This window comes from Pirellulales bacterium, from assembly GCA_036499395.1.
In the GTDB taxonomy this organism is placed as follows: domain Bacteria; phylum Planctomycetota; class Planctomycetia; order Pirellulales; family JACPPG01; genus JACPPG01.
Map to the genome: position 1 here is coordinate 1 of DASYDW010000110.1, position 12,524 is coordinate 12,524.

The following is a 12,524-nucleotide window of genomic DNA, read 5'->3' on the forward strand; positions in this document are numbered from 1 at the left end:
AATTCGGTGCGATCTTCGGCCTGCTTTCCTTGTGCTACTTCTTTCTGCCCTTCTACCGGCGCATGGGTTTGTACACCCTGTCGGAATATCTGGGCCAGCGATTCGACGATCGCAGTCGGCTGGTTTATTCAATCACCAACATGGCCTTTCTACTGATTCAAATGGTCGGCACCATGATACTGGGAGCATTGACGCTCGCCACGCTCACCGCCGATTCGCAGTACGCTATCTCGTACGAAGGCGCCGTATGCGGGCTGGCCGCCGTGGCCGCGATCTACACCATGTACGGCGGATTGACGGCGGACATTTTCAATGACGTCGTACAAAGCGTGCTGCTGTTTATCGGTAGTGGCCTCTTGGCCGTGCTCGCCATCTGGCACCCGAACGTCGGCGGTCTCTCAGGCTTGCTCGAGAAGCAGCCGGAAAAGTTTCACGTCTTCTTCGAGGCCAGCCATCCCGAGCTTCCCTGGAGCGGCGTGCTCAGCGGCCTGATGGTGCTGCACCTCTATTACTGGGGCACGAATCAGTTCATCGCCCAGCGCACGCTCGGAGCGCGCAGCGATTGGGACGCCCGCATGGGCACGATCGCCGCGGGCTTTCTAAAGCTGTTGATCCCATTTCTCTGCATCGTGCCTGGGATGGCGGCCGGATATATCCTGGCCATCGACCCCGCGACCGAAAGCGATACCGCCTTCGCCGGGCTGACCCGCACCCTGTTGCCGCCGGGCTACGGGCTGGTCGGGCTGGTGATGGCGGGGCTCGCGGCGGGAATCCTATCGACGATCGATTCGATGATGAACTCTACCGCCACGCTGTTCACCTTCGACATCTATAAGAAATACATCCGTCCGGACGCCTCCGAAAAACGCCTGATCTGGGTCGGGCGGATGGCGATGATCCTGATGGTCGGCGCCGCCATTTACCTGTCCCTGTACTTCGGGCAGGCGAAAGGAGGCATCTTCAATCGCATGGCCGATTACAACGCCTACCTGGTACCCGGCGTGATCGTGGCCTACGTCGCGGGGATTTTGCAGCCGATGGTTACCGGCACCGCGGCCTTCGCCTGTATCCTGGTCGGCCCCATTCTTTCGATCGTCTTCGATCAAGTCGCCCAGCGCGGCTTCGACCACCAATTGCAAGCCTTTCATCGGGCCGGACTGGCGACGCTGGCGTGCTATGCCGTGTTGCTGGTGGTGAGCTTCGCCACCCAGCGCGAGCGCAACCATGATCGCGAACATTTCACCTGGTCGCGTTTTAAGAACGAGCGCGCGAGCGAGGGTGGCATCGCCCGTGCCTGGTGGCTACACGATCGCCTGTGGGCTGGCCTGCTCGTGGCCTGCACGCTTGCGATGTGTTGGTTCTTCCGGTAGCGCAACTGCGCGACTCACTCTAACGGCACCAGCGGTCGCTCACGGAATCGGCTCGCGCACCACGATGTCTTTCCGTGATGCAGGACGTGTGATGGGATTTGCCTGCGCCGGCGCATCCTCAGGCAGGGCGAACGCCCGGTCTCCCTCGATTTCGCCGCGAGGGTAATCGGTAGTCAGAATGTGCGCGCCGCTGGCCAGCGCCCGCTTCCTTCGATCCGCTCGGATGTCTCCTTGCGAATCGACGCGAGTCCGAATCAAGTAGCCGGCCCGAGCCAGGTCGTCGATCTGCGGGTCCGTGGGGTTATTACGGATCAAAACAGCCGAGTGCGGTTGACCGAGATTGGATTCGACGAACATCGCCCGGCCTTCGAGCGCTGAATGCCCGTCCAGGTATGCGTCGCGGTTCGCTCCATTTTCATGCAGGATGACAAACACTTTGCCGGCCGCGTCTGCCAGGGTTGGCCATCCGCCGTTATGAACCGCGTCCCACAATGTCTTGTGATCGCCGCGAACATCGTCCGGCGTCAGCATCCGCTCGGCAGGCAGCGCGGCGCGAATTTCTTCGTCAAGCCTCAATACGTCGCTGGCCGTGGGCCGGCGATAAGCCTTATTAAGCTGAAACCCCTCTTCCTTTAGCTCGAGCAACAGCGAGATCGGCACGTGGCGTGGGTGCGCCTTGGACCATCGATTGACGACGACCAGGGCATCGGTGAACGTCGGCACGGTGCTTCCCGGATCAAATCCTGGCACGTGCATCACCTGCCATCCCTTGTCCGACAGATTTAGATCCAACTCGAAGCTGCGGACGCCCCGATCCAGTTGTTCGTCCAGCGGCTGCCGCGAATAGTCCCATTCCTTCGCCTCTTTGCGCATCGCGATCGCTGCTTTGAGAATTGCCGCAGGCGGGCGCACGTGATAGCTGTTGTGCGTACCGAGGACTTGAATCTGATTGAGCCGCAAGCCATCTTTCGCCGGCGTCTGCGCGGCGAGTTGTGCCGCGGGCAGCAATAAGCTCAGCGCCAGCAGCCAGACAGTGATACGCATGATGTGAATCCTGAGGAAGTGTTTGGTTCTTGGGAGCTAACGATTACCCGAGCCGCCCCTGCCGTCGGCCGAGGATTATCAGGACCTGACGCGTTCAGCGCTGAAACGCCGTTGATTGTTCAAGGGCCTCATCACATCACACGCAGGTATCAAAATAGTGTAACTTCGCGCGCCAATGTGGATATGCAGGCCGAAAACTAAGGCCCTTACCCCAGAAACACCGCTTGCCGATTCAACCCAAAACGTTGAACGCCCCCTGCAGATCGGCTACTCTTAGAGCATTGCTACGCCCCCCTGACGCGGGCGCATGAGCTGATTAGGTCGCTGCGGACGTGCCAGGCCATCCGGCCGGATTCCACGACTCACTGGCCAACTGTGTGTTGCCGCGTCAACTCCCGCCTCACCCCACACGCCATGCCGCGAAAAGATCAATTCCGGGTGACACCCCGACCGCGGGCATGCGCTGGTGGGACATTCGTGATCATCACGGCATTCTTGTTGGCAGTTTTGATGCCGGCGACGCGCGCCCTTGCCGACGAGTTGCTCGTCGACCGGCCCCCCTTGTTCGAACTCGACGTCATGCCGATTCTCAGCAAGGCGGGTTGCAATTCCGGCGCGTGTCACGGCAAGGCGCGCGGTCAGAACGGCTTTGCACTGTCGCTGTTGGGATTCGACGCTGATTCCGACTTCGACGCCATTGTCAAAAATGCTCGTGGACGGCGCGTGTTTCCCGGCGCGGCCGACAATAGTTTATTGCTGCGCAAGGCGTCGGGTGCCGAACCGCACGGCGGCGGGCTGCGGCTCGAACGCGACGGGGCCGAATACGCGATTCTTCGCTCGTGGATCACGACCGGGCTCAAGCGCGCCGACTTTTCCGACCCGAAGCTGGCGAAGATCTCGCTCGCGCCCGCAGAACATGTGCTGGCCGCCGGCGCTCGTGAGCAACTCGTCGTCACGGCGCATTATTCAGACGGTTCGCTACGCGACGTCACGCGACTCACGAATTTCGCCTCGAACGAAACAGCGATCGTGGCCGTCGACGCCCAGGGAGTCGTCGCCGCCGGAACGATTCCCGGCGAGGCTAGCATCATGGCTCGCTATATGGGCAACATAGCGACCTGGAACACGGCGATCCCGCTGCCAACGCCAGTCGATGCGGAGGTTTACGCGCAGCTTCCGCGTTATAACCTCGTCGACTCGCACGTCTGGGATAAGCTCCAGCAACTGCACATCACTCCCAGCGACCCGGCCGATGAAAGCACCTTTCTTCGCCGGGCCCACCTGGACATCATCGGCCGGCTGCCGAGCGTCGACGAAACCCGTCGATACCTGGCCGATGCCGATCCCAACAAGCGCGAACGCCTGATCGACGCCCTGCTGTCGCGGCCGGAATACGCCGACTACTGGGCCAACAAGTGGGCCGATCTATTACGCCCCAATCCCTATCGCGTGGGTATCAAGGCAACGCTGAGCCTTGACGGCTGGCTGCGCGAGGCCTTTCGACAGAACTGGCCGTACGATCGTTTCGTTCGCGAGTTGGTTACCGCGCAAGGCAGCACCTGGCGCAACGGAGCCGTCACGGTCTTTCGCGACCGACGTTCGCCCGACGAAATAACCACGCTGGTCAGTCAGTTGTTCCTAGGCACTCGTCTGGAATGTGCCAAGTGCCACCACCATCCCTTCGAGGTGTGGGGGCAAGACGACTTCTACAGCCTCGCCGCCTTTTTCAGCCGGGTGGGTTATAAGGGAACCGGGCTGTCGCCTCCCATTTCCGGCGAAGAAGAGATCGTCTTCACGGCCGAGACTGGCAGCGTCGCGCATCCGCTCACGGGCCAGTCGCTGGCGCCGCGTCCCCTCTTCGGCGAGGCTCGCGCTTCCAGCCCCCAGGAAGATCCTCGCGAAACGTTCGTCGACTGGATGCTCGGAGACGGCAAGGTTTATTTTTCACGCGTGGCGGTTAATCGCGTCTGGGCCGAACTTATGGGGCGCGGGCTGGTCGATCCCGTCGACGATCTGCGGGCCACTAACCCGCCTAGCAACCCTGCATTGCTGGACGCCCTGGCCGAAGAGTTCCGTCGCAGCAACTACGATCTCAAGGATCTGCTGCGTCTTATCACGCGATCGTACGTTTACGCCCTTTCGTCGGCCCCCGTCGAGCGCAACGTTGCCGACACGCGCAATTTTTCGCGACACTACCGGCAACGGCTCGAAGCCGAAGTGCTGCTCGACGCCGTCGGCGATGTGACCGAGGTACGCGAGTCCTTCAGCGCTATGCCCCCCGACGCGCGCGCCGTTGAACTGTGGACCCATCGCATCGACTCGTTGTTTCTGGATGCCTTCGGTCGCCCCGATGCCAATCAAGACCCGCCATGCGAGCGGACCGGAGAAACGACGGTCGTTCAGGCGCTGCATTTGATGAACGCGCCGAGTCTGAACCAACAGCTCACCAGTGACGACGGTCGCGTGGCAAGGCTAGCGGCCAGCAACCATTCGCCCGAGCAGATCGTCGAGGAACTTTATTTAGCTACGTACGCGCGCCTTCCTACCAGCGAAGAGTTAACGGCCACCACGCCGCTCGTCCCGGTCGAAGGTCCCTCGCGCCGCCAGGCGATCGAAGACCTGCTGTGGGCCCTGCTGAATACGCCTGAATTCGTTTTCAAGAATTGATTCGCACGAACACGAGGTTCGCATTTATGAGCCAGTCACGAAACTGTGAAGGCTTGAGCCGTCGCGATAGCCTGCGCTTGGGCGTTGGTTGCCTGGCGGGGGGCGGCTTTGTCGATCTGCTGCGGCTCGTTGGCCAGGCGAACGAATCGCGGCCGGGCATTCCGTCGCGCCGCCCGACCAGTTGCATTCTGATTTGGATGGACGGCGGACCTTCGCATTTCGAAACATTCGATCCCAAGCCCGAGGCCCCTGTTGAGATCCGCGGTGAGTTGGGCCCCATCGCGACGCGTGTCCCGGGAGTCCACTTTTCCGAGCATCTTCCGCGGCTAGCCGGCATGGCCGACAAGCTCGCGGTCGTTCGCTCGGTCTGCCACAACCAGGGCAACCATGGCGCCGGCAACCATTACATGATGACGGGCATGCCGCCACGAATCCCTGTCGGATGCGGGGCCTTCGTCAGCTTCCATCCCAGCCTGGGAGCCGTCACCGCGTACGAACGTGGCAACCGCGGCGGACTGCCTGCCTACTTTTCGATGCCCAGCATGTCGCGTTCGGGCGGACCGAATTTTCTCGGTGCCAAGTACGCACCCTTTGTTGTTGCGGACGACCCGAACAAAAAGGAATTTCGCGTCCGCGACGTGGCTCCGCCCGCAGGACTGGCCGGCGATCGGATGGCGAGCCGGCGCGAGTTGCGCAGCGTCGTCGATCGGCTCGCCCGCATTCCCGAGGAGGCCGCCGGAGATCCGGTGAAAGCGCTCGACGAGTATTACCAACAAGGCTACAGCCTGGTCACGAGCCCCGAAGCGCAGCGCGCCTTCGACATCAGCGTCGAGTCGGACGGCGTGCGCGACCGTTATGGTCGCAATCCGTTCGGCCAGCGGGCGTTGTTGGCCCGCCGATTGGTCGAGGCCGGCGTTCCCTTTGTCACGTTGTACGACAGCGGTTGGGACCACCACTCGGATATCTTCGGCGCGATCGAGCGGCGACTGCCGTCGTTCGAAAACGCAATTGCCACCCTGATCGAGGACCTGGAACAGCGAGGCCTGCTGGAGACGACCCTCATCGTGGCGCTGGGCGAATTTGGCCGCACGCCAAAGATCTCGACCCTGCCTGACCAGAAGAAGGCTGGCCGCGATCATTGGGCAAATGCCATGTCGATTCTCTTCGCCGGTTGCGGCACGCCGGGCGGTCAGGTGATCGGCGCCACGGATCGGACAGGACATTCCGCAGTCGAACGTGTTCTTTCGCCCGAGAATTTCGTGGCGACCGTGTACACGAAGCTCGGCATTGATCCCGGCAAGATCTATTACGCGCCCAACGGCCGTCCCGCGCATCTGGTCACCGACCCCACGCCCATCAAAGAGCTGATGGGTTAAACGTGGTGAAATTGGTCGTGACAAAAGCTGTACGTTCTAGATTTTATCGGATCATGCCTCCTTATTATTGCGCCTTGCTGGTGTGGGCGTTGTTATTCGTTCACGTGAGCAACGCGGCCCCTCCGCAATGGAAATACTTGTTTCCCGCGGGCGGGCAACTGGGCACCACCGTCGAGGTCGAAGCTCACGGAACGTTCGACCACTGGCCGCTGCAGGTTTGGATCGATCGCCCGGGCGCGAGCGTGCAAGCCCAGGAGACGAAGGGAAAGTTCACGGTGACGGTCGGCTCGGACGCGATTCCGGGCCTCTACTGGATGCGGTTTTACGATTCCGAGGGGCCAACTCCGCTCGTTCCGTTTATCGTCGGCACCTTGCCCGAGGTTGTCGAACAAGAACCCAACAACTCATCAGCGAAACGCCAGGAGCTCAGCAGCCCTAATGTCATCGTGAATGGTCGGCTCCAGAGCAAAGGAGATGTCGACACGTTTGCCGTCCGACTGGACGAAGGTCAAACGCTGGTCGCCGATCTCGAGGCGCATCGCACGCTGGGTTCGCAGATCGATGCCCTCCTCGAGATCGTTTCGTCCGAAGGCTTTGTCCTGGCACGCAACCACGACGATCAGGAAATCGACCCTCGTATCGTGTTTACAGCCCCCAAGAGCGGCGTCTACCTGGTTCGTACGTTTGGATTTCCCGCGACGCCGAATAGCTCGATCGTCCTGGCCGGCGACGCTTCGATCGTCTATCGGCTGACGCTGACAGTGCAAGGTTTTCTGGATTATTCACTGCCGCTGGCCGTTTCGCCCGAAGCTCAACAGGTGGAAGCCCACGGTTGGAGCCTGCCTGCCGACGCGCAACATCTGATCCCACGAATCCTCCCATCGTCGAAGCAGGCCGTGCTATTTCATCCACAACTGGCCAACTTGCTGATCCTGCCGATCGATCGACATCCGTCGCTTCTAGCGAACGAGCCCAGCAAACTGGCCGGCCCGCAAACGATCGAACTGCCCGTAACGATCACAGGGCGGATCGAGGAACCGCGGGATGAAGATTCGTTTCGATTCCATGCCAAGGCGGGCGAGACAATCGACGTTCGTATTGAAAGCCGGTCACTCGGCTATCCACTCGATCCGGTCCTCACCGTGCGGGATGCGCAAGAGAAGGTGCTTTCTCGCACCGACGATTCCGGCACCAGCCGGGACATCCAACTTCCGGTCGCCATCGCGGCCGACGGTGAATACCAATTCACTGTGTCCGACCTGCACCGACACGGCGGACCGCGCTACGTCTATCGACTGACGGCCGCCGTGGCCCGCCCCGATTTTGCGCTATCGCTCACCGGCGACACGTTCAAAGCGACTGTAGGCCAGAAAGTTGAGCTACCCGTCACCGTAGCACGCCTAAATGGCTTCAAAGAGGCAATCAATGTGCGAGTCGAGGGATTGCCACCCGGCGCAAGCGCCGAGGCTGCGACATCGCTTGCCGAGGGAGATTCGGCCAAGGCCGTGAAGTTGACGATCACCGCCGGTGATACGCCATTCGCAGGACCGATTCGCATGATCGGCACGATCACAGACGCCGTCGCCGAGACACGAGTCGCCGACGCACCGCTCGCCGGACGCCCGCAACGAACCACCGACATCTGGCTGACGATCGGCGCGGCCGAAAAGAAGTGATGGTCCGCGGAAATGTGATGCCGTCGGCGGCACAACGCACGCCCCGAGATCATGGCAAGGGGGGCAGAAACTCGAATCCCTCGACAAGCGCCGCAATACATCGCTATCGCACAGGGGATTCAGAAGAATCTAGAGCGGCGCCCGAACGAAGCTGTCTGAGTGGCTTCGTTCCTTGATAAAGCCCAGAGGGCCCTTCGGACCTCGCGTGGCCTCGGATGAACTAGCCTCATGAAAAAATGGGCGTTACAGGACCAGAATCCTCTGCTTATTTCCAGGGAAATGATGCATGTTTTCTCGATGGCGGCGCACAATCCTGCGCAGTTGAAGACTACCGCCTTGCTGCGATCGTTGAACGCTGGCCGCACTTGAGCAACTCGACGCGCGATCATCTCTTCGCGCTTGCCAGGCGTCGCGTAAAATGACAGCCTGCTGGGTTTGGCGGCCTGATCACCGCCCACAGCCCCGCCGGCGCCGTGACTCATCCCACGAAGCCGCGGTGGCTGGCCCAGCTTCTAACTTGGATGAGAATCAGAATGCATGGGGAACTTCCAAACCTCAGGGATCCCCTGAGCGCCGAGATAATTCGGCGGCTTTTCGAAGTTGATGGACACTGGTGTCCGATTGATCGCGAAAAGAGTACCGCGACCCAGGAGGACGCAGAGGGGCTTCTCAGGTTAGCAGGCCTGTTTGAAGAGAAATGGCGAGCCGATGTAGAGCTGCCTGGTTCTGGGGTGGTTCGCCTAGTTTGGAGGATGACCGGCGCACATCCCGAAGATTCCGATGGCGAGAGAGCCGCTGATCCAATCGAATTTCAAACCGCCGCATTTGTTCGGTTCCTTGAAAGAAGCTTACCGACTGCATGGCTAGAGCATCGCCTTGAATATGGCCAAGCGATGCAAATTGCTGTCAGGCGTACGTCGGAGGGCGACAGGTGCTATTCCGAGATTAAGAATTCGGGTGTGCCGGCTGCAATTCACGCAATATCGTTCATAAGGATGCAGGGGATTCTTACGTTCCGCGCTCCTGTCAAATTGGAATTCAACGGTCAGTATGAATTCATCGCTCCCAAACAGCAGCAATCACCACCGCGCGCCGACGGGCCTGATTCAAATCCAGATGGCATCTGGTGGGGCGGCGCGTTTTTTTTGATTACCGGGAAGAGGTTCGATTTGCTCAAAGCGATATGGAACGCCGAGAGAGGTGTGCCGTTCAGCCAGTTGGGCGCCGAGATCTGGGGGGATGAATTGAAAGAGGCGTCAACGATTCGAAGCCTGGTAAGCCGGCTTTCGACGACGTTCGCAGAGAATGGGATTGCATTGCAAATCTCAACAACTCGCGAAGTCGTAAACCTAATTCGCCAATAGCGTTGCACCGCGCTGCAAATTTGTTGCAACGATTGCGCTCGATTGCAACAGTGCGTTCGCTAAAAACGCCGGGCATGGAAGCCAACGACTCGATTCAGGCCGTTCCTCCCCCGGATCAAATTCGACGCGAATTGGCCGAGAGCATGCGCAGGACGCGATTGCTCAGACGGCTGTTGCGCGTTTCTGAGGAAGCGACGGCCAAGCAAAAGCCCGATAGGACGGTGCGCCAATGAGCACCGCAACGACGGGCGTCACAAAACTGCTTTTGACCGCAGACGAGGCAGCCGAGTCGCTGTCCGTCTGCCGGAAGACGTTGTACAGCATGACTGTTCCGCGCGGTCCGTTGCCGTGCGTGAAGGTCGGCCGCGCTGTCCGATATTCCGTCGCGTCGATCGAGGCCTGGATACGCGGGCAGGAAGAGGCTTCGGCCGTGGAGGCGAGCGCAAGCTGATGGCCAAGACGAGATCGCATGGACCGCGATACCGAAAAGCATACCCGTGCCTTTGGCGAAATTGCCAGTTTCTAGCGCTAGAGGCGGAGACGCGCATGTTGGCGATTTACCTGCTAACAGGCCCGCAAGCCAACCGTGCCGGACTATTCCGCGTTTCGGTGGGCATGGCCGCCGAGGACGTGAATGCGGACCTCCAAACGTTACCGAAACGTTTGCGAGAGGTATGCGAATCGTTCGATTGGCGTTGGGATGACGTCAACCGTGTGATCTACATCCCGAGCTGGTGGAGGTGGAACCCGCCAGAGAATCCCAAAGTGTTGATTGGCATGCTCAGCGATCTTGCCGAAGTCCCGACAGGACCGCTTTTGACCGAGTTTTCCGAGAATCTGCGATACCTTCCGCCAAACCTTCACGAAACGTTTCAACAAACGTTAGGCAAACGTTTCGGCACGGTATCGGATTCCAAGAACAAGAACATGAACAAGAACAATATCCCCCCTAGTAAAAAAACTGCGGTGCGCACCAATGCCCAGAAAAACCCAGCGGTCGACTACGTCGAAGGCGCCGTCGGTGGCCTTAGCCGCTAAGGCAGACTGGCAGTTGCCAGAGCTCGATGAGGCCGAACTGAACAATCGTCGGTCCCGGTTCGACAGGTTCATTGGTGACAGGGACCGCTACAGGCGGTGCTTGCTCGAGAACCTTGAGATAGACCGCCCCGAGCAGCGCGAGGTAGTCGATCGACTCATCGGGTATCGCGGCCATTTCGCCAAGCATCTTGGCATACGACCGGCAGAGGGGCGCGCGGGTCGCGCCGGAGATGGAGTCAACCTGATCCTGCATGGGCCTGCCGGGACCGGCAAAGACCACATGATGCACGGCCTAGCAGCAAACGCAATTCATGCCGGCTACTTCCTCCATTGGCTGAACGGTCCGTCGCTGCCCGCCGTCGTCTGGCGTTCACGTGACTTTGCGAAAGGCGACCCCGAGAGCGTTCGTCGGCTTATCGAGGCCGATGTGCTTTACCTGGGTGACTTCGCTCACGCGCCGCTAACCGAGAAAGAACGAGAGGCGGCCTTCATCGTGCTGGATGGCCGATACGCATCAATGCGGCCAGTTTGGTTGACTATGAACATCATCGATCCACGCGATCTGACTGAGCGAGTCGGAACCCCAATTGTCGATCGCCTTCTGGAACGGTGCGAGTCGCACTGGTGCAGTTGGCCGAGCTACAGGGCGAGGCAGCGACGATGACAGAGAGCCCAGCGCCAAGGAATGGCGGCGGGGACTATGGGTCCTTCCCGGGTAAAAGCGCGAAGGTTTCCCACCCTGCTTTTCGTGCTTTTCGCGCAGATAACGGTTGATTTCGGACTACTACCCCCACCCCTCCTCCTCCTTGGTCGATCGATGGCGAAGAAACAGCAACCCAACGACGGAGTCACCCGGCTATCGCAACGGCAAGTTGCCCAAGCCATGGGCTGGTCGACTGAGCGGCAGGTTCGGGATCGCGTTGACCTACCGTTGAATGCCGACGGCTCGTGCGACCTGCGAACACTGATCGTCTGGGCCCTTGGTCGTGGCAATGAGCACTTGCCCGACACGGTCGTCGAGATTTTGGCACTCTGCGTCGACACGCTTTATCCGCCGACCGACGCCCTGCTAATCATCCTCGGGCATCGGCTACGCGACCTGCAGACGCGGCACGGCCAGGACGTGGCCGCTGCGCTCGGCCAGCTGCTGATCGACTCCTGGGTTGGCGCGACTCAGCACGATGAACCTCTTGACGACGAACACTGGCGGCATCGGGAGACCGAGCTGCGGGAAACCTACATTCCCCGAGTCGCTGCCGAGATCATCGAAACGGAGCGCGCGGAGTCTGATCTGAAGTTCGTTGTCACCTGCGACGAGTGCGGCAAACTTCGGCGCGGCCGCACCTGGTCCAGTGGCAAGATTCCAGCTGGGTACGAGCGTCGCCCTGGGTTGTGCCCGAGCTGCGCGCGGCTTTCGGTAATCGCTGCAAAACACGCGGCGGAAATCCGAGGGCAGCAGTAGATGTCACGGCCTGCGGCGGAGCTTCCGATCGTCTGGCTTGAGCGGCCGCGTTGTCCCGCTTGCGAGTCTACGGACATTCGCACCACGAAGTCGATCGATCAGGGTGATGGCAGCACGACGCGTAGGACGGTCTGCCGGTACTGCGGGAAAAGATTTCTGGTCGTTGTTGAATGACGCCAATGTTTGGCGTTAATGCGAATCACGTCGAGTATCGTGAGGCCATCATGGTTACAGCCAATTGCCTAACACTTGGTTACCTCGCGCAGTTGCTCCAGCAACCGCCGGCAAAGGTTCGCGCCGCGGCCTATGCGGCCGGCATCAAGCCTGTGCTGCGCATCAATGAGCGCGAGCACTACGCCGAGGCCGACGTTGAACGAATTCGCGCGGCGCTGCAGGCAGACTGATCCAACACCGCTCAAGGAGGAATGAACATGGCAACTCTCGTCTCAACATCGAAGATCGCCGCGGCGCTGGACGTGGCACCAAGCGTGGTGGCATCGACTGCCGCGGCAATTGGCGTCACGCCT

The 12,524-nt window shown here is 60.3% G+C and carries 11 protein-coding genes; 9 read left to right on the forward strand and 2 right to left on the reverse strand.

Annotation, left to right across the window (positions count from 1 at the left end; translation table 11 throughout):
• Positions 1–1,370 (forward strand): sodium/solute symporter (locus VGN12_20015; protein ID HEY4311743.1); only part of this gene is annotated, 1,370 nt, incomplete at its 5' end.
• Between the two features lie 39 nt (positions 1,371–1,409).
• Here the strand turns inward: VGN12_20015 and VGN12_20020 are convergent.
• Positions 1,410–2,414, reverse strand: a complete 1,005-nt coding sequence (locus VGN12_20020) for a Ca2+-dependent phosphoinositide-specific phospholipase C (GenBank protein HEY4311744.1) — start codon at positions 2,412–2,414, stop codon at positions 1,410–1,412.
• Between the two features lie 477 nt (positions 2,415–2,891).
• On the opposite strand from VGN12_20020, the gene VGN12_20025 reads away from it, so the two are divergent.
• The 6 genes from VGN12_20025 to VGN12_20050 all read left to right on the forward strand — a co-directional run bounded on the left by VGN12_20025 (position 2,892) and on the right by VGN12_20050 (position 10,535).
• The gene (locus VGN12_20025) at positions 2,892–5,081 is read left to right on the forward strand and encodes a DUF1549 and DUF1553 domain-containing protein (GenBank protein ID HEY4311745.1); all 2,190 of its coding nucleotides are present in this window, start codon (positions 2,892–2,894) and stop codon (positions 5,079–5,081) included.
• Positions 5,082–5,107: 26 nt separating this feature from the next.
• On the forward strand, positions 5,108–6,457 hold the full coding sequence (locus VGN12_20030; GenBank protein HEY4311746.1) for a DUF1501 domain-containing protein: 1,350 nt from the start codon (positions 5,108–5,110) through the stop codon (positions 6,455–6,457).
• 53 nt (positions 6,458–6,510) lie between these two features.
• Positions 6,511–8,133, forward strand: a complete 1,623-nt coding sequence (locus VGN12_20035) for a PPC domain-containing protein (GenBank protein ID HEY4311747.1) — start codon at positions 6,511–6,513, stop codon at positions 8,131–8,133.
• 533 nt (positions 8,134–8,666) lie between these two features.
• Positions 8,667–9,497, forward strand: a complete 831-nt coding sequence (locus VGN12_20040; GenBank protein HEY4311748.1) for a helix-turn-helix domain-containing protein — start codon at positions 8,667–8,669, stop codon at positions 9,495–9,497.
• 229 nt (positions 9,498–9,726) lie between these two features.
• Positions 9,727–9,948: a helix-turn-helix domain-containing protein gene (locus VGN12_20045; protein ID HEY4311749.1), complete on the forward strand. Its 222-nt coding sequence runs from the start codon at positions 9,727–9,729 to the stop codon at positions 9,946–9,948.
• 95 nt (positions 9,949–10,043) lie between these two features.
• Entirely contained in the window at positions 10,044–10,535 is a 492-nt protein-coding gene (locus VGN12_20050; GenBank protein ID HEY4311750.1) for a hypothetical protein, read from the forward strand.
• On the opposite strand, the gene VGN12_20055 is transcribed toward VGN12_20050, so the two are convergent.
• Entirely contained in the window at positions 10,525–10,788 is a 264-nt protein-coding gene (locus VGN12_20055) for a hypothetical protein (GenBank protein HEY4311751.1), read from the reverse strand. The genes VGN12_20050 and VGN12_20055 overlap by 11 nt on opposite strands.
• A 678-nt stretch (positions 10,789–11,466) precedes the next feature.
• On the opposite strand from VGN12_20055, the gene VGN12_20060 reads away from it, so the two are divergent.
• Both VGN12_20060 and VGN12_20065 read left to right on the forward strand, forming a co-directional pair.
• Positions 11,467–11,997, forward strand: a complete 531-nt coding sequence (locus VGN12_20060; GenBank protein HEY4311752.1) for a hypothetical protein — start codon at positions 11,467–11,469, stop codon at positions 11,995–11,997.
• A 224-nt stretch (positions 11,998–12,221) separates the two neighbouring features.
• Complete coding sequence (locus tag VGN12_20065) at positions 12,222–12,401, forward strand: hypothetical protein (GenBank protein HEY4311753.1); 180 nt, start codon at positions 12,222–12,224, stop codon at positions 12,399–12,401.
• Positions 12,402–12,524: the final 123 nt, after the last annotated feature.

Coding starts and splice junctions, on each gene's coding strand:
- VGN12_20050 (HEY4311750.1), top strand. CDS start 10,044: ATGTTGGCGATTTACCTGCTAACAGGCCCGCAAGCCAACCGTGCCGGA.
- VGN12_20020 (HEY4311744.1), bottom strand. CDS start 2,414: ATGCGTATCACTGTCTGGCTGCTGGCGCTGAGCTTATTGCTGCCCGCG.
- VGN12_20055 (HEY4311751.1), bottom strand. CDS start 10,788: ATGCAGGATCAGGTTGACTCCATCTCCGGCGCGACCCGCGCGCCCCTC.
- VGN12_20040 (HEY4311748.1), top strand. CDS start 8,667: ATGCATGGGGAACTTCCAAACCTCAGGGATCCCCTGAGCGCCGAGATA.
- VGN12_20030 (HEY4311746.1), top strand. CDS start 5,108: ATGAGCCAGTCACGAAACTGTGAAGGCTTGAGCCGTCGCGATAGCCTG.
- VGN12_20045 (HEY4311749.1), top strand. CDS start 9,727: ATGAGCACCGCAACGACGGGCGTCACAAAACTGCTTTTGACCGCAGAC.
- VGN12_20065 (HEY4311753.1), top strand. CDS start 12,222: ATGGTTACAGCCAATTGCCTAACACTTGGTTACCTCGCGCAGTTGCTC.
- VGN12_20035 (HEY4311747.1), top strand. CDS start 6,511: ATGCCTCCTTATTATTGCGCCTTGCTGGTGTGGGCGTTGTTATTCGTT.